Source organism: Bradyrhizobium sp. CSS354, assembly GCF_029051725.1.
Classification (GTDB): domain Bacteria; phylum Pseudomonadota; class Alphaproteobacteria; order Rhizobiales; family Xanthobacteraceae; genus Bradyrhizobium.
This window is the reverse complement of sequence record NZ_JAACFU010000007.1, coordinates 361,856-385,111: the sequence shown is the minus strand read 5'-3', so window position 1 is coordinate 385,111 and position 23,256 is coordinate 361,856. Positions and strand designations below refer to the sequence as shown.

The 23,256-nt window shown below is 63.8% G+C and carries 18 protein-coding genes and 1 pseudogene; 6 read left to right on the top strand and 13 right to left on the bottom strand.

Going from position 1 to position 23,256, the window contains the following annotated elements; translation table 11 throughout:
- Positions 1-150 precede the first annotated feature (150 nt).
- From GWG67_RS20115 to GWG67_RS20105, 3 genes are read left to right on the top strand one after another with little or no spacing between them, the layout of a single operon-like run.
- On the top strand, positions 151-1,203 hold the full coding sequence (locus GWG67_RS20115) for an Ldh family oxidoreductase (RefSeq protein WP_275171057.1): 1,053 nt from the start codon (positions 151-153) through the stop codon (positions 1,201-1,203).
- 21 nt (positions 1,204-1,224) lie between these two features.
- Positions 1,225-2,592, top strand: a complete 1,368-nt coding sequence (locus tag GWG67_RS20110) for an LLM class flavin-dependent oxidoreductase (RefSeq protein WP_275171056.1) — start codon at positions 1,225-1,227, stop codon at positions 2,590-2,592.
- A gap of 15 nt (positions 2,593-2,607) precedes the next feature.
- Positions 2,608-3,393, top strand: a complete 786-nt coding sequence (locus tag GWG67_RS20105) for a fumarylacetoacetate hydrolase family protein (protein ID WP_275171055.1) — start codon at positions 2,608-2,610, stop codon at positions 3,391-3,393.
- 117 nt (positions 3,394-3,510) lie between these two features.
- On the opposite strand, the gene GWG67_RS20100 is transcribed toward GWG67_RS20105, so the two are convergent.
- Positions 3,511-3,966, bottom strand: a complete 456-nt coding sequence (locus tag GWG67_RS20100) for an Lrp/AsnC family transcriptional regulator (protein WP_275171054.1) — start codon at positions 3,964-3,966, stop codon at positions 3,511-3,513.
- Positions 3,967-4,119: 153 nt separating this feature from the next.
- Between GWG67_RS20100 and GWG67_RS20095 the strand changes: the two genes are divergently transcribed.
- Together GWG67_RS20095 and iaaH are read left to right on the top strand one after the other, a co-directional pair.
- Positions 4,120-7,569, top strand: coding sequence for an indolepyruvate ferredoxin oxidoreductase family protein (locus tag GWG67_RS20095; RefSeq protein ID WP_275171053.1), 3,450 nt, complete (start codon positions 4,120-4,122; stop codon positions 7,567-7,569).
- Positions 7,570-7,644: 75 nt separating this feature from the next.
- Positions 7,645-9,069, top strand: coding sequence for an indoleacetamide hydrolase (gene iaaH, locus GWG67_RS20090; protein WP_275171089.1), 1,425 nt, complete (start codon positions 7,645-7,647; stop codon positions 9,067-9,069).
- Here iaaH and GWG67_RS20085 read toward each other — a convergent pair.
- The 7 genes and pseudogenes from GWG67_RS20085 to GWG67_RS20055 form a co-directional block, all read right to left on the bottom strand.
- Positions 9,064-9,186, bottom strand: a pseudogene (locus GWG67_RS20085) (LysR family transcriptional regulator); the annotation flags it as partial. The gene iaaH and the pseudogene GWG67_RS20085 overlap by 6 nt on opposite strands.
- A 53-nt stretch (positions 9,187-9,239) precedes the next feature.
- On the bottom strand, positions 9,240-10,100 hold the full coding sequence (locus tag GWG67_RS20080) for a D-amino-acid transaminase (RefSeq protein WP_275171052.1): 861 nt from the start codon (positions 10,098-10,100) through the stop codon (positions 9,240-9,242).
- A 200-nt stretch (positions 10,101-10,300) separates the two neighbouring features.
- On the bottom strand, positions 10,301-11,032 hold the full coding sequence (locus GWG67_RS20075) for an amino acid ABC transporter ATP-binding protein (protein ID WP_275171051.1): 732 nt from the start codon (positions 11,030-11,032) through the stop codon (positions 10,301-10,303).
- 8 nt (positions 11,033-11,040) lie between these two features.
- Complete coding sequence (locus GWG67_RS20070; RefSeq protein WP_275171050.1) at positions 11,041-11,733, bottom strand: amino acid ABC transporter permease; 693 nt, start codon at positions 11,731-11,733, stop codon at positions 11,041-11,043.
- 4 nt (positions 11,734-11,737) lie between these two features.
- Positions 11,738-12,469, bottom strand: a complete 732-nt coding sequence (locus tag GWG67_RS20065) for an amino acid ABC transporter permease (RefSeq protein ID WP_275171049.1) — start codon at positions 12,467-12,469, stop codon at positions 11,738-11,740.
- Positions 12,470-12,597: 128 nt separating this feature from the next.
- The gene (locus tag GWG67_RS20060) at positions 12,598-13,509 is read right to left on the bottom strand and encodes an amino acid ABC transporter substrate-binding protein (RefSeq protein ID WP_275171048.1); all 912 of its coding nucleotides are present in this window, start codon (positions 13,507-13,509) and stop codon (positions 12,598-12,600) included.
- Between the two features lie 99 nt (positions 13,510-13,608).
- Positions 13,609-15,006 (bottom strand): M20 family metallopeptidase, encoded by a 1,398-nt coding sequence (locus GWG67_RS20055; RefSeq protein WP_275171047.1) that lies wholly within the window; start codon positions 15,004-15,006, stop codon positions 13,609-13,611.
- A gap of 240 nt (positions 15,007-15,246) precedes the next feature.
- On the opposite strand from GWG67_RS20055, the gene GWG67_RS20050 reads away from it, so the two are divergent.
- Positions 15,247-16,626, top strand: coding sequence for an LLM class flavin-dependent oxidoreductase (locus GWG67_RS20050; RefSeq protein WP_275171046.1), 1,380 nt, complete (start codon positions 15,247-15,249; stop codon positions 16,624-16,626).
- A gap of 190 nt (positions 16,627-16,816) precedes the next feature.
- On the opposite strand, the gene GWG67_RS20045 is transcribed toward GWG67_RS20050, so the two are convergent.
- From GWG67_RS20045 to GWG67_RS20025, 5 genes are all read right to left on the bottom strand, one after another.
- Positions 16,817-18,478, bottom strand: a complete 1,662-nt coding sequence (locus tag GWG67_RS20045) for a thiamine pyrophosphate-binding protein (protein WP_275171045.1) — start codon at positions 18,476-18,478, stop codon at positions 16,817-16,819.
- 105 nt (positions 18,479-18,583) lie between these two features.
- Complete coding sequence (locus tag GWG67_RS20040) at positions 18,584-19,087, bottom strand: GFA family protein (protein WP_275171044.1); 504 nt, start codon at positions 19,085-19,087, stop codon at positions 18,584-18,586.
- Positions 19,088-19,249: 162 nt separating this feature from the next.
- Positions 19,250-20,377 carry an alkene reductase gene (locus GWG67_RS20035; RefSeq protein ID WP_275171043.1) on the bottom strand — a complete coding sequence of 376 codons (1,128 nt, stop codon included), beginning with the start codon at positions 20,375-20,377 and terminating at the stop codon, positions 19,250-19,252.
- Positions 20,378-20,534: 157 nt separating this feature from the next.
- Positions 20,535-21,398: an outer membrane protein gene (locus GWG67_RS20030; RefSeq protein ID WP_275171042.1), complete on the bottom strand. Its 864-nt coding sequence runs from the start codon at positions 21,396-21,398 to the stop codon at positions 20,535-20,537.
- Positions 21,399-21,602: 204 nt separating this feature from the next.
- The gene (locus tag GWG67_RS20025) at positions 21,603-23,099 is read right to left on the bottom strand and encodes an aldehyde dehydrogenase family protein (RefSeq protein WP_275171041.1); all 1,497 of its coding nucleotides are present in this window, start codon (positions 23,097-23,099) and stop codon (positions 21,603-21,605) included.
- Positions 23,100-23,256 lie beyond the last annotated feature (157 nt).

Sequence of the window (23,256 nt, the reverse complement as noted above, 5' to 3'; positions counted from 1 at the left end):
TGTACGGGATGGCGGTTTTTGACCACAGACGCGTTCTGTTTACGAATTTGCAGCCCTGTATTGGTTTACGGGAGATTGATATCGCAGCCGCGCTTTGAGACCATGGCTCCCAACAAGCAGCCTGTTAAGGGCACCAGCCGGGGAAACGCCATGCCGATCGTCCAGGCCGACCGCCTCACGCGCATCAGCGCCGCGCTGCTTCGTGCTGCCGGAGCTTCCGAGGAAGAGGCCGACGCGGTCGCAAGCGGCTGCGTCAACGCCAATCTCGCCGGCCACGACTCCCACGGCGTGATCGCCGTTCCCACCTATATCGACCGCATCAGGGCCGGCCACATCGTACCCGGCGCCAAATGGAGCATCGTCCGGGAATCGCCGACGACCACCGTGATCGACGGTCAGTGGGGTTTTGGCTTTCACGTCAACGCCAAGGCGATGGCACTGACGATCGAGAAAGCGAAGACGGCGAATGTCGCCGCCTGCACCGTGTTCCGGCAAAGCCATGTCGGCCGCCTCGCCGCCTATCCGCTGATGGCGATGCGCGAAGGCATGATCGGGATCGCAACGGCGGATTCTGGCCGCTCGCCGAAGCACGTGGCGCCGTTCGGCGGCAAGGAGGCACGGCTCGGCACCAATCCGATCTCGATAGCGGTGCCGTCCGATCTCGATGCGCCCTTCTACCTGGACATGGCGACCTCTGCGGTCGCGGCCGGCAAGATCCAGCTCGCGGTCGCCCGCGACGAGGAGATTCCGAGGGGAGGGATCATCGATGCCGAAGGACGACACACCACCGATCCGACCCAATACCGCAAGGGCGGCGCGCTGCTGCCGCTAGGCGGAACCGAGGGTTACAAGGGCAGCGGTCTCGCCGCTATGGTCGAGGTCCTGTGCGGCCTGCTCACCGGCCTCGGTTTCGGCGTCGAGCCCACGGGCCGGCACAATGACGGCTGTTTCATGGCCGTGTTCAACGTCGCCGCGTTTCGCCCGCTGCAGGACTTCAAGCGCGAGGTCGCCGAGTTCGCACACTATCTCAAATCGACCCCGCCCTCCGAGGGCAGCAAGGGCGTGTTCTATCCCGGCGAGATCGAGGGCATACGCGAGCAGCAGCGCCGGCGCGACGGCATCGAGATCGAGGATGCGACCTGGGAAAAGCTGCGCGCGCTGGCGCGCGAGTACAGGCTCGATACGGTCCTCGATCTGGCCTGACGCAATTCGGAGAACAGCAGCATGACGCGGCAGATGGTACTGGTCGGCTTCCTTCAGGCGCAGAACTGCACGAATTTGCCCAGCTCGTGGCGACATCCGGACTCGCGCAACGATTCGATGTCGGCGGATTATTATCAGGAGATCGCCAAAATCCTCGAAGCCGGCAAGTTCCATATGGCCTTCTTCGACGACCGGCTCGCGATGCCGGACCGCTACGGCAACGATCACGCCCATACCGTCGAATACGGCATCCGTTGCGTGAAGATGGACCCGCTGATCGTGCTGACCACGATGGGCATGGTTACAGAGAAGCTCGGGTTGGGGGCGACCGGCTCGACGACTTATTTCGAACCTTTCGACATCGCCCGCCGCTTCGCAACGCTCGACCTGATGTCCGGCGGACGCGCCGGCTGGAACGTCGTCACCTCGCTCAACGACGGCGAGGCACACAACATGGGGCGCGACTCTCATCCCGAACATGATTCCCGCTACGACAAGGCCGACGAATTCATGGAGATCGTGCTGGGCCATTGGGATACCTGGGAAGACGGCGCGCTCATCATGGACAAGACCAGCGGCCGCTTCGCCGATCCGGCCAAAGTAAAGCGGCTCGATCACAAGGGCTCATTCTACAAGTCGCGCGGTCCCTTCACGGTGCCGCGCTCCGACCAGGGCCATCCCGTGATCATCCAGGCCGGCGCGTCCGGCCGCGGCCAGCGCTTTGCAGGACGATGGGGCGAGGTGATCTTCACCGCTGCACGCAATCTCGCCGCCGCCAAGGAAGGCTATGCGTCGGTGCGTAACGAGGCCGCGAAAGCCGGCCGCGATCCGGAGGCGATGTTCCTCTGCAACCTGACGACACCCGTGTGCGCAGCGACCAAAGCGGAGGCCGAAGACAAGATGGCGCTGATCAACAAGCTGCCGCTGCAGATCGATGCGCTGTCGCTGCTGGCCGAAGCGCTCAACTACGACTTCGCCTCCAAGGATCTCGACGAACCGCTGACGACCGACGAATTGAAGAGCATGCAGGGCATTCTGGGCATCCGGGACGGCGTGCTCAAGAACTCCGGCAAGAGCAATCCGAGCGCGCGCGACTTCGTCACCTTCTCCGGGCGCGGTCAGGTCCAGGATGCGATGGTCGGGGGCCCCAAGGAGATCGCGGACAAGCTCGAAGAAATGTTCGTCGAGCGCGGCTGCGACGGCTTTGTCATCGCCGCGACCTATGTGCCCGGCTCCTATGCCGATTTCGTGCAACATATCGTCCCGGAATTGCAGCGGCGCGGATTGTTCCAGAGGGAATATCGCGGCAAGACGCTGCGGGAAAATCTCGGGCTCAAGCGGCCGGCTGCCGGCGACTGGAAAGTGCAGCCGCGCGATGCCGCAGAATAACCACGGAGACACGGCATGCGCTGGCTGAAATTCACCGCCATGGACAAGTCGTCCTGGGGAATCGTCGAGGGCGACCAGGTTATTGCGGTCGACGGCGATCCCTTCGGCGAATGGCAACGCACCTCGCGCACGCATCCGCTGTCGCAGGTTAGAATCGAGCTGCCGCTGATTCCACGCACCTTCTACTGCGTCGGCCTCAACTATCTGAAGCACCTGAAGGAGGCCGCCGACAAGCGCGGCGAGGTGCCGGCAGTGCCGGACAGACCCGAGATCGGCTATCGCGCCCAGAATGCGCTGATCGCGCATGACGAGGAGGTCGTGATCCCGTCCTTTGCGACGGACAAGATCCACTACGAGGGCGAACTCGTTGTCGTCATCGGCAAGAAGGTTAAGCATCTCACCAAACAGAATGCCATGGACTGCGTCTTCGGCTACACCATCGGCAACGACGTCAGCGAGCGGAGCTGGCAGAAGGCCGACCGCAGCCTGTGGCGCTCGAAAAACGCCGACACGTTCAAGCCGATGGGCCCGTGGATCGAAACCGAAGCCGACCTCGACAAGATGGAAACGATCGTCCGGGTCAACAGCAAGGAGACCAACCGCTTCCACACCAACGACATGATCTTTGGCGTGGTGCCCTTCCTGGTCGAGCTGACCAAATACTTTACGTTATGGCCCGGCGACGTGATCTGGATGGGAACGGATGGTGCGTCGCCTGACATCAAACATGGCGACGTCGTGGAGATCGACATCACCGGCATCGGGACGTTGCGGAACAGGTTCGTGCGAGAGGAGCGGTAGCAGAGATGTCGTAGGGTGGGCAAAGGCGCGCTTGCGCCGTGCCCACCAGCTTTCCGCGACCACAAACGAAGTGGTGGGCACGCTTCGCTTTGCCCACCCTACGGCAGCCAGCGCCTCTCAAAACGGCAGCGCCACGCCGGTCTTGATCTCCTTCAGCACCACATTGCTCCTCACATAGCGAATGCCGGGAATGCGGAACATGAAGTCGTCGAGGAATCTGTTGTAGGCCGCCATGTCCTGCACGACGACGCGCAAATGGTAATCGGCATCGCCCGTGGTCGCAAAGCACTCCAGCACCTCACGCCGCGTGGTCACCCGCGCGACGAATTCGTCGACGAATTTTGCGTCGTGCCGTTCCAGCGAGACGTGGAGGATCGCGGACATCGCAAAGCCGGCCTGCTCGCGCGCGACCAGGGCCGCATAGCCCTGGATGGCACCGCTCTCCTCCAGCGCGCGCACCCGGCGCCAGCACGCCGAGGTCGACATGCCAACCGCGTCGGCGAGCTGCTGGTTGGTGGCGCGGCCGTCCTTCTGAAGGAAGGCGAGAATCCGCGCGTCCTGGTCTTCGATCATGGGAGCCACCAAAATGGATTAATCTACCTTGATGTAGACTATATTGGATAACTCTACCATAATAGGCACACTATTCGGAAATAAAGGTAAGACCTACCACTTGCCCAGGCTTACCCTTCTCCCATCCGGCAAGGATGCCGGGGGGAGGTCCGCATGGACACCATTCCGTCTCTCGATCCTTACGAGCTTTCCGACCGCTACGATCGCGAAGAAGGTCGCGTCTTCCTCACCGGCACGCAGGCCATCGTCCGCATCGCGCTCGACCAGGTGCGGCGCGACCGTGCCGCGGGGCTGAACACGGCGGGCTTCATCTCGGGCTATCGCGGCTCGCCGCTCGGCGGCATCGACCTCGAACTGTGGCGCATCCAGGAGCGGCTGAAGCAGGACCGAATCGAATTCCTCCCCGCCGTGAACGAAGATCTTGCCGCAACCGCCGTGCTCGGCTCGCAGCAGGTCGAGACGCAAGCGGACCGCGAGGTCGAGGGCGTGTTCGGGCTCTGGTACGGCAAGGGCCCCGGCGTCGATCGCTCCGGCGATGCACTGAAACACGGCAACGCCTACGGGTCCTCACCGCATGGCGGCGTTCTGGTGGTCGCCGGCGACGACCACGGCTGCGTCTCGTCCTCGATGCCGCACCAGTCTGACGTCGCTTTCATGAGCTGGCTCATGCCGACGCTCCACCCCGCAAGCGTCAGTGAATATCTCGAATTCGGTGAATATGGCTACGCGCTGAGCCGCTTCACCGGCATGTGGGTCGGCTTCAAGGCGATCTCGGAGATCGTGGAATCCGGCGCCTCCGTCGCGCTGCGCCCGCCGCGCGCCTTCCAGAAGCCGGACTTCACACCGCCACCCGGCGGCTTGCACTATCGCTGGCCGGATCTGCCGGGGCCGCAGATCGAGGAGCGGCTGGAGGCGAAGAAGCATGCGGTCTACGCCTTCGCAAAGGCCAATCCGATCGACCGTCACATCTACGACATCCCGGGCGCCAGCTACGGCATCGTCACCACGGGCAAAGCGCATCTCGATCTGATGGAAGCGCTGCGGCTGATGGGTCTCGACGAAGCAGCCTGCCGCAGCATCGGCATCGACATCTACAAGGTCGGCATGGTCTGGCCGCTGGCGCTGCACGACGCAATGGCGTTCGTGAAGGGCAAGCGCGAGATCCTCGTGGTCGAGGAGAAGCGCGGCATCATCGAAAGCCAGTTCAAGGAATATTTTTACGATTTTCCGGGCGAAAAACCCGAGCGCATGGTCGGTAAGCACGACGAAACCGGCGCGCGGCTGATCTCCTGGATCGGCGAATTGTCACCGCGCGCGCTCGCTGGGGTGCTCGCACGTCGACTCGATCCGATGTTCCCAGGCCTCAATCTCGGCGCACGTGCAGCCGGCTTGATGCCTGAGGCCGCGCGCACGATCAACGTCAGCGGTGCGACGCGCACGCCGTATTTCTGCTCCGGATGCCCGCACAACATTTCGACCAAAGTGCCGGAGGGGTCGAAGGCGCTGGCCGGCATCGGCTGTCATTTCATGGCGAGCTGGATGGACCGCGAGACCTCGTCGCTGATCCAGATGGGCGGCGAAGGCGTGAACTGGGCCGCCTCGTCACGCTTTACCGGCAACAAGCACGTTTTCCAGAATCTCGGCGAAGGCACCTATTACCATTCGGGTTCGATGGCGATCCGGCAGTCGATCGCGGCCAAAGCCAACATCACCTACAAGATCCTGTTCAACGATGCCGTCGCCATGACCGGCGGCCAACCCGTCGACGGCCCGATCAGCGTCCACGCCATCGCGCACAGCGTCCGCGCCGAGGGCGTCGCGCGCATCGCGCTGGTGTCGGACGATCCAGCGCAATTTTCGCCAGGCGATCTTCCGGTCGGCGTGTCCATCCATCGGCGCGAAGAGATGGACAATGTGCAGCGCGAGCTGCGCGATATTCCCGGCGTCTCGGTGCTGATCTATCAGCAGACCTGCGCGACAGAGAAGCGGCGTCGCCGCAAGCGTGGACAGATGGCCGACCCCAAACGCTTCGCCTATATCAACGATCTCGTCTGCGAGGGCTGCGGCGACTGCTCGGTCGAATCCAACTGTCTCAGCGTCGAGCCCAAGGAGACACCCTTCGGTCGGAAGCGCCGGATCAACCTCTCATCCTGCAACAAGGACTTTTCCTGCCTCAACGGATTCTGCCCGAGCTTCGTCACCGTTGAAGGCGCTACGCGCCGGAAGAAGGGCGCAAGCCGGATTGACGCGGTCGGTCACGCGGCCACGCTTCCCCTGCCCCCACCCGCAACGCTCGACCGACCATATGATCTGCTCGTCACCGGCGTCGGCGGCACCGGCGTGATCACGGTCGGCGCGCTGATCGGCATGGCGGCGCATCTCGAACGAAACGGCGTCTCGGTGCTGGATTTTACCGGCTTTGCGCAGAAATTCGGACCGGTGCTGAGCTACATCCGGCTGGCCGCATCCCCCGATGCATTACACCAGGTCCGGGTCGACCAGGGTGCGGCCGATGCGCTTATCGGTTGCGACCTCGTCGTCAGCTCCTCGCCGAAGGCGTCCGGCACCTATCGAAAAGGCACGCGCGCCGCGGTCAACACCGCCGAGATGCCGACCGGCGACGTCGTCCGTTTCCGGGACGCCGACCTCGCCTCACCCGCCCGCCTGCGCGCGATCGGCCAGGTGATCGGCGACGGCAATCTCGACACCATCAACGCCAACGCGCTGGCCGAGCGCCTGCTCGGCGATGCCGTCTATGCCAACATCGTCATGCTGGGTTTTGCCTGGCAGCGCGGGCTGTTGCCGATCTCGCTGTCGGCGCTGTTGCGCGCGATCGAGCTCAACGGTGTCGCAGTCGAAAGCAACAAGCAGGCCTTTGCCTGGGGCCGGGTCGCGGCCGCCGATCCGGACTTCTTGCCCAAGGTGCATGAAGCGCCCAAGGCCGAGACGCTCGACCAATTGATCGACCGCCGCGCCGACTTCCTCACGGCCTATCAGAACGATGCCTATGCAGCGCGCTATCGAGCACTCGTTGCAAATGTTCGGCATGCCGAAGCCAACCTGAATAGCGAGGCATTGACCGAGGCGGTCGCACGCGCCCTGTTCAAGCTGATGGCCTACAAGGACGAGTACGAGGTGGCGCGGCTGCACATGCAGAGTGGTTTCCTCGACGAATTGAAAGGCGAATTCGAAGGCGAATTCAGCGTCCGATATCACCTCGCCCCACCGTTCCTGCCCTCAAGGCGCGACGCCCGCGGACGTCCGCGCAAACGCAGCTTCGGGCAGTGGATCCAGATGCCGCTTGCCTTGCTGGCGCGACTGAAGGGATTGCGCGGTACGCCGTTCGATCCGTTCGGCTACACGGCGGAACGGCGCGCCGAGCGGGAACTGATCACCTGGTACGATGGCGTCGTCGAGCGGCTGCTCGGGGGGCTCGACGCGGCGCATCTGCCAAGTCTGGTTGCCATTGCAAAAACGCCGATGGAGATCCGCGGCTACGGCCCGGTTAAGGACGCCGCGATCGGGAAGGTGAAGGCCGAGGTCGAACGGCTGTTCGCCGAGCTCGACGCCCCATCACCTGCAAAGATGCGCGCCTACGGTTGACGGAGCGCCGACGAGGCTTCAGCCTCTGGAGCCGAGGGGCGCCTTGATGGCGCTCCTGCAATCGGGTGACGTATGATGGATTTCGACCAGTTGACCCTGACCCAGGCTGCGGCCGACCTCCGCGCCGGAAAAATCACGAGCACCGCGCTCACGACGGAAGCTCTCGCCCGCGCCAAGGCCAATGCCGATCTGAATGCTTTCGTCACCCTGGACGAGGCGGGCGCCCTGAAGGCTGCGGCCGCATCCGACGCCAACGACAACAAGGACAAGCCGCTCGGCGGCGTTCCTATCGTGATCAAGGACAATATCGAGGTCGCGGGGCTCCCCTGCAGCGCAGGAACGCCAGCGCTGAAGCATTACGTTCCGAAGGCCGACGCGCCAGTGGTCGCAAAATTGCGCGCGGCGGGCGCGGTCATCATCGGCAAGACCAGCATGCACGAGCTTGCCTTCGGCATCTCCGGCTACAACACCGCGTTCAAGACCGCTGCCGAGTTCGGCGTACGCAACGCCTATGACCGCACCCTGATCGCCGGCGGCTCTTCCTCCGGGACGGGCGCCGCGATCGGCGCGCGGATCGTCGCGGGCGGTCTCGGCACCGACACTGGCGGATCGGTCAGGGTGCCGGCTGCGCTGAACGGATGCGCGTCGCTGCGCCCGACCATCGGCCGCTATCCGCAAGACGGCATTGCGCCGATTTCGCACACCCGCGACACCGCGGGCCCGATGGCCGCGACCATGGCGGATGTCGAACTGCTCGACCGCGTCATTGCGGGTGGCGAAGCCGTTCAGCCAGCCGATCTGAAGCAGATGCGCATCGGCATCGTGCGGTCGATGCTGATCAATCTCGATACCGACACCGATGCCGCCTTCCGGGCGGCGGTCGCGAAACTGAAGGCGCACGGCGTCACGGTGGTCGAGATCGAAATGCCGCATTTGGCCGAACTCAACGGCCAGGTCGGCTTTCCCGTCGCGCTGTACGAGGCCTATGACGACATGGTGGCCTATCTCGCGCATACCGGCACCGGCATCACCATCGACGCCCTGGCGCGGGAGATCGCGAGCCCCGACGTCAAGGGCACCTATGACGGCCTCGTGATCCCGCGCAAGCTGCCTGGTCCAGACAATACGCTGGTCGATGCCGAGCCGATCTATGACGCTGCCATCAGGTCCGCGCGTCCCGCCCTGCAGGCGCTCTACGGCAGGACTTTTGCGGACAGCCGGCTCGACGCCATCGCCTTCCCGACCACGCCGCGCGTGGCGATTGCTTCCAATCCCGACTCCAGCAGCCTCGAAAATTTCGGCCTGTTCATCCAGAACACCGATCCCGGCAGCAATGCCGGAATTCCCGGAATCCAGATCCCGATTGCGCTCGGCGCGGTCAGCAAACTTCCGATCGGGCTCGAACTGGATGGCCCCGCGGGCAACGATCGCCGCCTGCTTGCGATCGGAATGGCACTCGACGCCGTGTTCGGGCGATTGCCGCCGCCGCGCCCGTCATGAATACGGATTGATCAGCTTCTGCTGCTCGGCACTGTGATGCACCAGCATGTCGATGAAGGTCCTGACCTTGGCCGATAGATGATGGCGGTGTGGATAGACGGCGTTCATCGACATCTCGTCACGGAGTATTGGCTCGCCCGCCTTCGCCGGCGAGGACACCGGGTGTGTGCTTAAACCGCCGTCGCCTTGGCGAACTCCACGTAGATCTCGCGCAGCCGCGCGGCAAGCGGGCCGGGCTTGCCGTCGCCGACCTTCTTGCCGTCGATCGCAACCACCGGCTGGACGAACAGCGACGCCGAGGTGGCAAAGGCTTCCTTGGCGGCGAGCGCCTCGGCGACCGTAAAGGAACGCTCCTCGAGGCGGAGCTGACGCTCTTCCGCCAGCGCCACCACCGCCTTGCGGGTGCAGCCCGGCAAGATCGCGTTGGAGTTCTTGCGGGTCACGATGACGTCGTCCTTGGTGAGAATGAACGCCGAGGACGATCCGCCTTCGGTGACGTAGCCGTCCTCCAGCATCCAGGCTTCGCCCGCACCCGCTTCGGCCGCGGCCTGCTTCGCCAGCACCTGCGCCAGCAATGCCACGCTCTTGATGTCACGCCGCTCCCAACGGATGTCAGGCACGGTGATCACGTTGATACCGGTCTTGGCCGAGGCGGCGTTGATGATGTCCTTCTCCGACGTGAACATCACCAGGCTCGACTTGACGTCGCCCTTGGGGAAAGCGAAGTCGCGGCCCTTGTCGGCGCCGCGGGTGACCTGGAGATAGACGAGGCCGTTTTCGACCTTGTTGCGCGCGATCAGCTCCTTCTGGAGCTCGGTGATACGCTCGACCGTCTCGGGCAGCTTCAGCTGGATCTCGCCGACCGAGCGCTCCAGCCGCGCCAGATGCGAGGCATTGTCGACCAGCTTGCCGTCGAGCACGGCCGAGACCTCATAGATGCCGTCGGCAAACAGGAAGCCGCGATCGAGGACCGAAATTTTGGCGTCCGAAAGCGGGACGAATGAGCCGTTGACATAGGCGATCGGATCCAAGGCAGGTCTCCTGGGGGAAAGGGATTTTGTGCGCTTATACGCCAGTTGCCGCGGCCGATCACCCCTCTATTCGTCATTCCGGGGCGGCGCGAAGCGACGAGCTTTGATGCGCAATTGCGCATCTGAGAATCCATAGCCACCAGTCTGGGATATGGATTCCGGGCCCGCGCCAAGAGGCTCGTACCGGAATGACGACAGGGTTAATGCGACAGGATCTTCGACAAGAACTTCTGCGCGCGGTCGCTGCGGGGCTTGCCGAAGAAATCGTCCTTCGGGGCGTCCTCGACGATCTCGCCGCGGTCCATGAAGATCACGCGGTTGGCAACCTTGCGGGCAAAGCCCATCTCGTGGGTGACGACCATCATGGTCATGCCCTCATGGGCGAGGTCCACCATGACGTCGAGCACCTCGCTCACCATTTCAGGGTCGAGCGCCGAGGTCGGCTCGTCGAACAGCATGACAATGGGGTCCATTGCGAGCGCGCGAGCGATCGCCACCCGCTGCTGCTGGCCACCGGACAGGTTCGCGGGATACTTTTGCGCCTGTTCCTTCAGGCCGACGCGCTCCAGCAGCTGCATGCCTTTCACCATCGCCTTGTCGCGCGACCGGTCGAGCACCTTCTGCTGTGCGAGGCAGAGATTGTCGATGATCTTCAGATGCGGAAACAGCTCGAAGTGCTGAAACACCATGCCGACACGCGAGCGCAGCTTGGGCAGATTGGTCTTGGGATCGTTGACCTTGGTGCCATCGACGCTGATGTCGCCTTTCTGGAACGGCTCCAGCGCATTGACGCATTTGATCAGCGTCGACTTGCCTGATCCCGACGGGCCGCAGACCACGACCACCTCGCCCTTGGAGACGCTGGTGGTGCAGTCGGTCAGCACCTGGAAGCTCGGGCTGTACCATTTGTCGACGTGGCTGATCTCGATCATGACAGACTCTATCGAATGATGGCGATGCGCGCCTGCAGGCGGCGAACGCCGAAGGACGCGACACAGGAAATGGTGAAGTAGACGATTGCTGCGAACAGATACATTTCGACCAGACGGCCGTCGCGCTGTGCGACCTTGCTTGCCGCACCGAGGAAATCGGTGATCGACAGCACGTAGACCAGTGAGGTGTCCTGGAACAGCACGATGGTCTGCGTGATCAGGACCGGCAGCATGTTGCGGAAGGCCTGCGGCAACACAACGTAGCGCATGGTCTGGGCGTAGGTCAGGCCAAGCGCGTTGGCTGCGGCCGGTTGGCCGCGCGAGATCGACTGGATGCCGGCACGCATGATCTCGGAAAAGTACGCGGCCTCGAACATGATGAAGGTGATGAGCGAGGATGCGAACGCGCCGACGCTGATCGGGCGCGACGCGCCGGTCACCCACTGCCCGATATAGGGCACCAGGAAGTAGAACCAGAAGATCACCAGCACCAGCGGCAGCGAGCGCATGAAGTCGACATAGACGCCCGCGATGCGGCCTAGCACCTTGTAGCCGGACAGCCGCATCAGCGCGATCGCCGTGCCGAAGACAAGGCCGCCGAGTGCAGCAAGCCCGGTCAGCATCAGCGTGAACGTCATGCCCTCATAGAATAGATAGGGCAGCGTGCGGATGATGACCCCGAAATCAAAATTGCTGAACATAGCGCTATTTCCCCGTGATGTAGCCGGGGATCGCGACGTAGCGCTCGAGGAAGCGCATCGCGGTCACGACGACGGCGTTGACGAGGAGATAGAGAAGGGTCGCGGCGGTGAAGGCCTCGAACACCTGGAACGAGAATTCCTGCATGGAGCGCGCTTGTCCGGTCAGCTCAAGCAAACCGATGGTGATGGCCACAGCCGTGTTCTTGATGGTGTTGAGGAACTCGGACGTCAGCGGCGGCAGGATGATGCGGAACGCCATCGGCAGCAAGATGTAGCGATAAGCCTGCAGGGTCGTCAGGCCGAGCGCGGTCGCCGCCATCTTCTGCCCGCGCGGGAGCGATCCGATGCCGGCCTGCAATTGCACGGCGACGCGCGCCGACATGAAGAAGCCGATGCCGATCGCCGCCGTCCAGAACGGCGCATTCGGCAGTTGCTTCAACCACAATCCCGCGGACCTTGGCAACACTTCCGGCAGCACGAAAAACCACAGGAAGAGCTGCACCAGCAGCGGCATGTTGCGGAAGAATTCGACATAGGCAAAGCCGAACCAGTTCGCGCCCTTGGTCGGCAGCGTGCGCATCACGCCGACGATCGAGCCCATGATCAGCGCGATGATCCAGGCGAGCGCACCCGTCTTGAGGGTCAGCACCAGGCCCGACAACAGCATGTCGAGATAGGTGCCGGTCCCCATCGGGTTCGGCTCGAAGAAAATTCCCCAGTTCCAGTGGTAGTTCACGTGTCCCCCGCGCGAACGCGCCAGTCATGGATGTCCTGGCGCCTATGCAAATGTCCGGCCACTCTCCCTCCAGAATGGCTGGAATATGCTGCCTCTCCCCGCAAGCGGGGAGAGGCGAACAACTCAGCTTACTTATAGTCGTCCGGGTTTGGCGAGTCCGAAGGTTTCGCGAACTCGTTCTTCAGCTCGGCCGAGATCGGGGTGTTGAGGTTCAGACCCTTCGGCGGGATCTTCTGGGTGAACCACTTCTCGTAGATCTTCTGGCCTTCGCCGGAGGTGTAGAGCGCGGCGGTCGCCGCATCGACCACCTTCTTGAACGGCGCGTCGTCCTTGCGCAGCATGATGCCGTAGGGCTCAGGCTTGGAGAACGCGTCCTTGGAGATGACGTAGTCGTCGGGCGACTTCGAGCCGGCCACGAGGCTCGCGAGCAGGATGTCGTCCATCACGAAGGCGACGGCGCGGTCGGTCTCGACCATCAGGAAGGATTCGGCGTGGTCCTTGGCCGGGATGATGTTGGCGCCGAGGCTTTTCGCAACATTGGCTTCGGTGAGCTGCTTGATGTTGGTGGTGCCGGCGGTCGAGACCACCGTCTTGCCCTTGAGATCGTCGATCGACTTCAGGCCGCTCGACTTCTTGAAGACGTAGCGGCTGGCAGTCAGGTAATGGGTGTTGGTGAAGGCGACCTGCTTCTGGCGCTCGGCGTTGTTGGTGGTCGAACCGCATTCGAGGTCGATGGTGCCGTTCGCCATCAGCGGAATACGCGTCGCCGAGGTCACCGGGTTGAGCTTGACCTCGAGCTTGTCGAGCTTGAGCTCCTTCTTCACGGCGTCGACGATCTTGTAGCAGATGTCCATCGCGAACCCGATGGGCTTCTGGTTGTCGTCTAGATATGAGAACGGGATCGAGGAGTCGCGGAAGCCGAGCGTAATGGCGCCGGTGTCCTTGATGTTCTTGAGCGTGCCGGTCAGCTCCTGGGCCCCGGCCTGGCCGACGGCGAAGGTCGCGGCGAGCGCGAGGCCGATGCTACGGAAATGTTTCACTTTTTGGTCCCCTTTCAGGATGATGCCGGCGGGATGCAAGCACAAATTGGGTTGGAATAGAATGTGACTTTTGGCTGGATCGCGGCTCCGGTTAACGGCTCAGGCCAGCGGGTGTGTTAGCGGTCCCGGCAATTCCCCGAGATCCCAGAACAGCCCGGCCATCACCGTCAAGGCCTCTTCGGTCAATGGCAGCAGGATGTGCTCATTGGGCGCATGCTGGGAGCAGCCGGGATAGGAGTGCGGCACCCAGATCGTGGGCAGGCCCAGGATCTCGGAGAACACGTCGTTGGGCAACGAGCCGCCGAAATTGGGCAGCACCGCCGGGACCCTGCCAGTGGTCTGACGCACCGAATCCGCCGCCCATGCGATCCAGGGGCTGTCGAAATCCGTGCGCGAGGCGGCAAAGCTCTGCGCCGCCCGCACCTCGACCATCGGAAAGCCCTTCTGCACCAGATGCGCGCGGATCGCCTCGATCAGCCCATCGATCTCAGTACCGACCACGAAACGCAGCTGCAGCACGGCATTGGCGTGGCCCGGAATGGCGTTGGCCGGCTTCTCGATACTGCCCGACGACATAGCCAGCACTTCGAGCGTGTTCCAGGCATAGAGTCGCTCGGCCGCCGAAAGACCCTCCTCGCCCCAGTTCTCGGCCAACGCCGGCTCGTCCTCGGTCGGCACCACCTGCACGTCCGCAAGATAGCTGCGGATCTGGTTGGTGAGCCGGGGCGGCTTCAACGCATCCAGCTGAAGGCGGCCGTGGCCGTCGACCAGCGTCGAGATCGCGTTGACCAGAATGGTCGCGGGGTTGGCGAGCACGCCGCCCCAATTGCCGGAGTGATTGCCGCCGTCGCGAAGGTTCACATCGAGATGTATGCGGATGCCGCCACGGCAGCCGAGGAACAGGGTCGGACGGTCGGCGGACAGGCGCGGCCCGTCGGAGGCCATGAACAGATCGGCGTTGAGTGCATCGCGATTGAGATCGCAGACCTTGCCGAGATCCGGCGAGCCGATCTCCTCGCCCATCTCGAGGATGAACTTGGCGTTGAAGCCGAGCTTGCCGCCGCGGGCCTCGCGCACCGCGCGGAGTGCGGCCATGTTGATGCTGTGCTGGCCCTTGTTGTCGGCCGTGCCGCGACCGTAGAGACGCGTGCCCGAAACCGTGGTGCGCCAGGGATCGCGGCCGTCGCGCCACTCGCCTTCCATGCCATCGACGACGTCGCCATGGCCGTAGATCAGCACGGTCGGGGCCGTCTCGCTCTCGTGGTGTTCGGCGAACAGGAACGGCGCCTTGCCGCTGGGAGATTCGACCATGCGGCTTTCGAAATCGAGCGCGGCGAAAGCGGGCACCATCTCCTGTTCCAGATAGGCGCGCAGCTCGACGCTCCGGTTCGGATTCTGGCTCTCGGTCCGGTAGGCGACGCGACGGTCGAGTTCGGCGAGGAACGCGCCGGATTTGAAATCGTCACGGGCGCGGGCGATGGCATCGGCTCTGGTCATTATTTTCTTTTTAGGTTGTCAGACGAAGGAGCATACCCGATACGGGCAGGCCTTCGAAAGTGGCGGGGACTTCGATAGTCTTGGGATTTCGTTCTTGCTCTCTTGAGATTGGCTTGCCAAGCGCGGCAGCGCCGCTGATTTTGGCCTTGCCAACGTCGCGCTATATGCAAGAACTTCGCCAAGTTCGGGCGCAGCTCTATCATTCGAAGAGCGCCCGGTACAGGGCGCCGGGGGACCATCATGGCCAAGCAGATCAGGCTCAATGCATTTGCGATGAATTGCGTCGCGCACCAATCACCGGGCTTGTGGACCCATCCGCGCGACCGCACTGCCGAATATAACCGCCTGCCCTACTGGATCGATCTTGCCAAAACGCTGGAGCGCGGCCGTTTCGACGGGCTGTTCCTGGCCGACGTGCTCGGCGTCTATGACGTCTACGGCAACAGTCCTGACGCAGCCTTGCGCAATGCAGCCCAGTCGCCCTCGAACGATCCGCTGCTGCTGCTGTCGGCCATGGCGGCGGTGACGCAGAATCTCGGCTTCGGCGTCACCAGCAATCTCTCCTTCGAGCCGCCCTATCCGTTCGCGCGGCGGATGTCGACGCTCGATCATCTCACCGAGGGACGTATCGGCTGGAATGTCGTCACGGGCTATCTCGACAGCGCCGCGCGCGGCGCCGGCAAGGACAAGCAGATCGGGCACGACGACCGCTACGAGATCGCGGACGAATATATGGAGGTCGTCTACAAACTCTGGGAAGGGAGCTGGGAGGACGACGCCGTGCTGCGCGACCGCAAGCGCGGCATCTTCACCGATCCCACAAAGGTCCATCGCGTCAACCACGAGGGCGCGAACTGGCGCATCAACAACACCATTCATCTCAGCGAACCGTCGCCGCAGCGGACGCCCGTGCTGTACCAGGCCGGCACCTCGCCGCGCGGACGGAAGTTCGCGGCACAGCACGCCGAATGCGTGTTCATGTCGGGGCCGTCGGCCAAGGTGATCGCGCCGCGCGTGTCGGCGATCCGTCAGGAGGCCGCCGCGTTCGGCCGCAATCCGGCGGAAATCCTGATGTTCTCGATGATGACGATCATCCTCGGGCGGACAGAGGCCGAGGCGAACGAAAAATATGCCGACTATCGCCGCCACATCAGCCCGGAAGGCGCGCTGGCCCTGATGTCGGGATGGACCGGCATCGACTTCTCCGGCTACGAGCTCGATCAGCAGGTGCGTCATGTTCAGAACGATGCCGGCCGCAGCGCACTCGACAACGTCACCCGCGCCGATCCCGATCGCGTCTGGACCGTGCGCGACGTCATCGAGCATGTCGGCGTCGGCGGCGCCGGTCCCGTCGTGGTCGGCACGCCGGAGACGGTCGCGGACAAGATCGAGGCGTGGTTCGAGGCGACCGACGTCGACGGCCTCAACGTCGCCTTCGCGATCTCACCCGGCGATTTCGAGGACATCGCCGACATGCTGGTGCCGGAGCTGACGCGGCGCGGGCGGTACAAGGCGGAGTACGCGCAGGGCACGTTGCGGGAGAAGCTGTTCGGCGAGGGACGTGCGCGGCTAGGTGCGCCGCATCCTGCAGCGGGGTATCGGGTGGGGAAGAAGGGGTAGGCGGAAGATCGCGCCACACCCTCAGTGTCGTCCCGGCGCAGGCCGGGACCCATAACCCTAGGGAGCAATTTGGCGAAGACTGGTTGTTCGGGACCGGCACCACCTGCGATCGATAAATCACGCGGTATGGGTCCTGGCCCCCGTGCGCAATTGCGCACTAGGCCAGGACGACGAGTTGAGACAGCGTGCCCTACACCTTCCCGTCCACCATCACCTCGATCAGCTTCGTCCCCGGCCGGCCAAACGCCGACGCCAGCGTCGCCGTCAGCTCCCGCGGATCGCTGACCTTGATCGCCTCGCATCCCAGCGCCTTCGCCACGCCCGCGAAATCCACCGGCGGATCGACGAAATCCATGCCGACGTAATTATTGTCGCCGTGGAAGGCGAGCAGACGCTGCTTGATGATGCGGTAGCCGCCATTGTTGGCAATGACCACATTGAGCGGCAGCTTGTGATGCGCTGCCGTCCACAGCGACTGGATCGAATACATCGCGCTGCCGTCGCCGGAGAAGCAGACCACGGGACGATAGGGATTGGCGATGCTCGCGCCGACGGAGGCCGGCAGGCCCCAGCCGATGCCGCCGGAGGCAAGGCCGTGATAGCCGAAGCGGTCGCGGTGCGCACGCAGTGCCGTGATCTGGCGGCTCGAAGTGAGGCCCTCGTCGACGAGGATGGCATTGGCGGGCATCGCCTCCACCATTTGCAGCACCAGCCAGTCTGGATCGATGGGGCTGCGGTCTGCGGCCTTGCCGATCTGCTCGACCAACGCGGTGCGCCGTGCGGTCCAGTTCTTCGGCGCGAGCTCGGCGAGACGTTGCCTCGCACGTTGCGCCAGGGCAGCGCCGCCCATCTCCTTCAACACCGGGATCAGCGCACGCAGCGTTTCCTTCAGATCCGCCTTCAGCGCGATCTCGGCACCGTAGTTCTTGGCGATCTCCCAATCGCCGAGGCCGATCTGCACGATGCCGAGGCCCTCGGGCAGCGCATCGACCTCGCTGTAGACTGACATCCGCAGGGGATCGCCGCCGAGCGCGATCAAGAGATCGTACGGCGCAAGCGTGTCGCGCGCGACTTTCTGAACCCGTGCCAGCGCGCCGACGAAGCTCGGGCTCTCCGAGAGGAAGTGCGAGCCGTAGGGCGTCGAGGATTGGTACGCAGCCGCGCCCAAAAGCTCGGCGAGTTCGGCCGCCTCTTTCAGTGCGTCGCTCTTCACCACCTCGTCCATGGTGACGATCACGGGACGCTCTGCCTTGAGCAGCCGCGCGGCGAACGCGTTTAGTGCCTCATCCGATGGCCTTGTGCGGGCGTCGATGCGGGTGGAGCGGCCGAGGTCGATGCCTGCTTCGCTGTTGAGGATATCGCCGGGCAACGAAATGAATACTGGCCCGGTCGGCGGGGTGGTCGCGACTTTTGCGGCGCGGCGCACGATGCGCGGCAGATCCTCGAGCCGCGTCACCTCGACCGCCCATTTCACCAGCGGCTCGGCCATGCGCACCAGCGGGCCGTAGAGCACCGGCTCCATCAGGCCGTGGCCCTGCTCCTGCTGGCCCGCTGTCAGGATCATCGGCGTACCCGTGAACTGGGCGTTGTAGAGCGAGCCCATCGCGTTGCCGAGGCCGGGCGCGACATGGACGTTGCAGGCGACGAGCTTTCCGGAGGCGCGGCTGTAGCCATCCGCGATCGCCACCACCAGGCTCTCCTGCATCGCCATCACATAGGTGAGATCAGGGTGGTCCTTCAGCGCATGCATGATCGGCAACTCGGTGGTGCCGGGATTGCCGAACAGATGCGTGATGCCCTCGTCCTTAAGCAGCGCGAGAAAGGCGGAGCGGCCGGTGATCTTGTTCTTCATGTTTCCTCCAGGAGCGGACGTTGCCGCAAGGACGAAGGCATGATGGCCGAAATCGCGGGAGGCGCCAAGGAAGCACGGTCATGGCTGCGTTGCGTACGCGAGGCGTTACATTTCCTCGCGCCCCAGCTCGAACGGGTCCTCTCCGCCCGCCCGCTTCTTCTTCTTCGAGCGCTGCCAGACCACACCGGGAAAGCCTTTCAGCGGCACCAGCGGCTCGCCGGTATAGGTCCATTCCTGCAGCTCCCCGATCGCGATGTGATAGAGCGGCTGGCGGCCGGTGCGTTCCCTAAACAGCGCACGGGGGATGTTGACCATATGCGGCCCGCGCGGGCGCTCATATGCGATCGGCGTGCCGCAATGCGCGCAGAAGCTGCGTGCGGTCTTCGTTGCCTTATCCTCGTAGCGGGTCAGCGCCGTCTTGCCTGCGGTGATGCGAAACCGTTTCTTCCAGCTTCCGACATAGGTCGCATAGGCAGCGCCGTGGGCGCGACGGCTGGCGGCGGAGTGATCGTGCCAGGCCCAGCGTGCGGGGACGTCGATCTCGAAGGTGACCTTGCCGCAGAGGCATTGGCCCGTTGCGACTCCTGCGGCGGCTGCGGCTTTGGCCATGGTGAATTCCCTGAATTGTCGTCGTGACCACGACAATACATGATTGTCATTCCGGGGCGCGACGAAGTCGCGAGCCCGGAATCCATCGCACGGCATATCTGAAGGCGGAATGGATTCCGGGCTCGATGCTTCGCATCGCCCGGGAATGACAGACGAGAACGCTTACGCGGGCGTCGGCTCGTCATGCACCGGATAATCCGTATACCCCTTTTCCTCGCCGCCGTAGAACGTCGCACGGTTATACGGCGTCAGAGGGTAATCGTGCTGCAGGCGGCGCGGCAGATCGGGGTTGGAGATGAAGATGCGACCGAAAGCGATGAGGTCGGCATGCCCCTCTGCTATGGCGGCGTTCGCCGTCTCGCCCGTAAACCCGCCGGCGGTCATCAGCACGCCGCTGTAGAGCGGGCGGAACAGCAGCATTGCCGACGGCACGTTCTGCCAGTTGACTTCGGCGCGCCCCGAGCCGCTGGAGCGCGGTTCGATGAAATGCAGATAGGCAAGGCCGAGTTCGTCGAGCGCCTTCACCACGTGCGTGTAGAGCGGCATCGGATCTGGCTCGCCGGAATCATTGGCAATGCCGTGGGGCGACAGCCGCACGCCGACGCGGCCCGCGCCCCAGACGTCGATCGCGGCCTGGGTCACTTCGAGCAAAAGCCGCGCGCGGTTCTCGATCGAACCGCCATATTGATCGGTGCGCTGGTTGCTGCGTGATTGCAGGAATTGCTCGAGCAGATAGCCGTTGGCGCCGTGGATCTCGACGCCGTCGAAGCCGGCGGCGAGCGCGTTCTTCGCGCCCTGCCTGAACGCCTCGACGATTCCCTTGACCTCGTCCGTCTCCAGCGCGCGGGGCGTCTCATAGTCGGAGATCTTGCCGTCGGCGGTCATTGCCTTCATGCCTTCGACCCTGATCGGGATCGCCGAGGCCGAGACCGGCAGCTCCCCGCCGTGGAAGGAGGAATGCGAGACGCGGCCCACATGCCAGAGCTGGAGAAAGATGATGCCGCCCTTGGCGTGCACGGCGTCGACCACCTTGCGCCAGCCCGCGATCTGCGTCTCCGAATAGATGCCGGGCGTCGCCGGATTACCGCGGCCGTGCGAGAGCACGGGCGAGGCCTCGGCGATGAGCAGGCCGCCTTGGGTAGCGCGCTGACCGTAATATTCGGCGTTGAGCTGGCGCGGCGAAAAGCTCTCGCGCTCGGCCCGCATGCGCGTCAACGGCGCCATCGCGACGCGATGCGCGAGCTTGTACGGACCAACCTGCAACGCTTGAAACAATGCCTCGAATTTCATGCCGGCCCCGAAATCATCGATGAGAGGACGAGGATCATAAGAGAAAGGCTCGCAGCTCGGAAGCTGCATGGGGGAATGGCTGGCCAGCCAAAAGAGGCGGGGAATAAAAAAAGCCCCGGGCCAGGCCCGGGGCTTTTTGTCTGTTCAGAATTGCAGGTCAGTATTTTGCGACGACCGCGCCTGCGCCGAACTTGTAGTTCAAACCGACGCGCGCGATGTGGCCCGAGAAATTCGCGGTTGAGTCAAAGCCGCGCGCCGGGCCGGGCGTGAACGGGAACAGCGGATTGAAGATCGTGTATTTCTCGCTGCCGAGATCGTAGTAGAGATATTCGAGCTTGACGCTCCAGTTCGACGCAAAATGGTACTCGCCACCGCCGCCGACCGTCCAGCCCACGCGCCAGCTTTCCACCGCGCCGGCGCTACAGATCACATTGAGGCACGGCGTGCCGCTCGCACCCGTGGGATCCACGATCGAGGTCGACGCCTTGACGTGCCCATAGGCAAGACCGCCGGTCGCGTACAGCATCAAGTCGGGCATAACGGCGGCACCGATCCGGCCGCGCACGGTCCCCAACCAGTCGACCTTCTGATCTTGCGTGGTCATGATCGTCGGGAAGACCGGCAAGGTTCGGGTCACCGTTGAGCTACCCTTGATGTCGGTCGCCGCGATATCGGCTTCGACGCCCCACACCAACGAGCCCGTCTGCACATTGTAGCCGGCCTGCAAGCCGCCCATCACGCCACGCGCGTTTGTTGCCAGCGAAGCCGGGACAAGGCCGCCCGCCAGTGCGACGTCGAGCACGCCCGCGGTGAACACCGGATCATGCGGCACGAGATCGTTCGCACCATCGCCCCACCCATACCCGACATTCACGCCGGCGTAGAAGCCCGACCAGTTGTAGGCGACGGGCAGTGGCGACGCCTTGTACGCCGGCGCACGTGCGGTCATGTCGGCCGCGAGCGCGGGGTACGCCGAGGCGACGCCCAAAGCCACAAACAGGATCGGAGCAAAGCGAAGCATTATCGATATTCCAATTCCGAAGATTGACGGTGACCAGAACTAACCGGCCAACATTCGAAATGGGATAGCAAGTCTTGCAAAAGCGCGGACGACGCGCGCTTTCAAAATCGCATGTAGCGTCCGGGCAACAACCTCAAGTCGCTGCAAGCGCTCTGTCGTCGCCGCAAGCAGGACCGATCGCTGAAGTCCGGACGCGATGGCGCGTTAGGCCGTCTTGATCCACACCGCCTTCACGTTGAGATATTCCTCGACGTGCTGCTTGCCGGATTCGCGGCCGTAGCCGCTCATCTTGTAGCCGCCGAAGGGGACGGCCGGGTCCATCGCCTGGTAGCAGTTCACCCACACCGAGCCGGCACGCAGGCGCTTCGCGACCGCATGCGCCTTGCTGACGTCCCGCGTCCACAGGCCCGAGCCGAGACCGAACGTGGTGGCGTTGGCGCGCTTGACCAACTCGTCCATGTCCTTGAACGCGATCGCGGAGATGACGGGACCAAAAATCTCCTCCTGCGCGATCCGCATATCGTCCTGAACGCCCGCGAACACTGTCGGCGACACGAAGAAGCCCTTTGACAGCGCGCCTTCGGTGACGCGGCCACCGCCGGCGAGCGCCCGCGCGCCCTCCTTTTGGCCGATATCGAGATAGCTGGTGACGCGCTCGAGCTGCTGCTCGGATACCAGCGGTCCGATCTGGGTGTTGGGATCGAGACCGTTGCCGACCTGCAGCTTCTTGCCGAACTCGGCGACGCGGCCGACGAATTCCTCGTAGATCGACTGCTCGACGAACAGCCGGGTGCCGGCGCTGCAGATTTGCCCCGAATTGGCGAACACCGCCATGGCGGCGCCTGGCACGGCCGCATCGAGATCGGCATCCGCGAACACGATGTCCGGCGACTTGCCGCCGAGCTCGAGCGAAACGCGCTTGAGGTTGCCGGCCGAGGCGCGGATGATCGACTGACCCGTGACATGCGAGCCGGTGAAGGCAACCTTGTCGACGTCGTGGTGCGAGGCAAGCGCAGCACCCGCGGTCTCGCCATAGCCAGGCACGACGTTGATGACGCCGGGCGGCACGCCCGCTTCCATCGCGAGCTCGGCGATGCGCAGCGAGGTCAGCGGCGCTTCTTCGGCGGGCTTGAGCACGACGGTGCAGCCGGTCGCGATCGCCGGACCGATCTTCCAGATCGTCGCAGTCAGCGGTCCATTCCAGGGAATGATGGCGCCGACGACGCCGATCGGCTCCTTCAGCGTATAGGAAAAGATTTCGCCAGGCAGCGAGTTCTCGATGGTCTCGCCGTGAATCGCGGTGGTCTGGCCGGCATAGTAGCGCAGCATGCCGACGGCGCGCAGGCGATAGGCGCGGGTCCGGCTGAGCGGCGCGCCCATGTCGAGCGTGTCGAGCTGCGACAATTCGTCGAAATTTTTCTCGACTAGGTCGGCAAGCTTCAGGAGCAAGTTCTGCCGCTCGAAGGGCTTGACCCTGCTCCACGGCCCTTCGAAGGCGCGGCGGGCGGCAGCGACCGCACGATCGATGTCTTCCTTGTCGCCCTCGGCAACGGTTGCGAGCAGTTCGCCGGTTGCGGGGTTGTGGGTCTCGAAGCGCTTGCCGGAGGCAGCATCGACCCACTTCCCATCGATCAGCATCTGCTTGTAGGACCCGTTGGCGAATGGATGGCGCGTGATCGGAATAGCCTGCGACACAGCCATGGCTGAACTCCCTGTCAATGATTGATTGGTTCGATCTGGGCGGGATCGTTGGTCGAGAGAATACTGCGATGCCGGACAGGCGTAAAGGAGAGGCGTAAAGTCGACGCGGAACGAAGACCTCCCATGCCGAGTTGTGCGGGGTCGCGCGAGTGCCATG

Excerpts from the sequence above, each read along its gene's own strand:
- GWG67_RS20095 (WP_275171053.1), top strand. The coding sequence starts at position 4,120 with ATGGACACCATTCCGTCTCTCGATCCTTACGAGCTTTCCGACCGCTAC.
- GWG67_RS20075 (WP_275171051.1), bottom strand. The coding sequence starts at position 11,032 with ATGATCGAGATCAGCCACGTCGACAAATGGTACAGCCCGAGCTTCCAG.
- GWG67_RS20110 (WP_275171056.1), top strand. The coding sequence starts at position 1,225 with ATGACGCGGCAGATGGTACTGGTCGGCTTCCTTCAGGCGCAGAACTGC.
- GWG67_RS20050 (WP_275171046.1), top strand. The coding sequence starts at position 15,247 with ATGGCCAAGCAGATCAGGCTCAATGCATTTGCGATGAATTGCGTCGCG.
- GWG67_RS20115 (WP_275171057.1), top strand. The coding sequence starts at position 151 with ATGCCGATCGTCCAGGCCGACCGCCTCACGCGCATCAGCGCCGCGCTG.
- iaaH (WP_275171089.1), top strand. The coding sequence starts at position 7,645 with ATGGATTTCGACCAGTTGACCCTGACCCAGGCTGCGGCCGACCTCCGC.
- GWG67_RS20040 (WP_275171044.1), bottom strand. The coding sequence starts at position 19,087 with ATGGCCAAAGCCGCAGCCGCCGCAGGAGTCGCAACGGGCCAATGCCTC.
- GWG67_RS20025 (WP_275171041.1), bottom strand. The coding sequence starts at position 23,099 with ATGGCTGTGTCGCAGGCTATTCCGATCACGCGCCATCCATTCGCCAAC.
- GWG67_RS20100 (WP_275171054.1), bottom strand. The coding sequence starts at position 3,966 with ATGATCGAAGACCAGGACGCGCGGATTCTCGCCTTCCTTCAGAAGGAC.
- GWG67_RS20105 (WP_275171055.1), top strand. The coding sequence starts at position 2,608 with ATGCGCTGGCTGAAATTCACCGCCATGGACAAGTCGTCCTGGGGAATC.
- GWG67_RS20045 (WP_275171045.1), bottom strand. The coding sequence starts at position 18,478 with ATGAAGAACAAGATCACCGGCCGCTCCGCCTTTCTCGCGCTGCTTAAG.
- GWG67_RS20055 (WP_275171047.1), bottom strand. The coding sequence starts at position 15,006 with ATGACCAGAGCCGATGCCATCGCCCGCGCCCGTGACGATTTCAAATCC.
- GWG67_RS20070 (WP_275171050.1), bottom strand. The coding sequence starts at position 11,733 with ATGTTCAGCAATTTTGATTTCGGGGTCATCATCCGCACGCTGCCCTAT.
- GWG67_RS20030 (WP_275171042.1), bottom strand. The coding sequence starts at position 21,398 with ATGCTTCGCTTTGCTCCGATCCTGTTTGTGGCTTTGGGCGTCGCCTCG.
- GWG67_RS20035 (WP_275171043.1), bottom strand. The coding sequence starts at position 20,377 with ATGAAATTCGAGGCATTGTTTCAAGCGTTGCAGGTTGGTCCGTACAAG.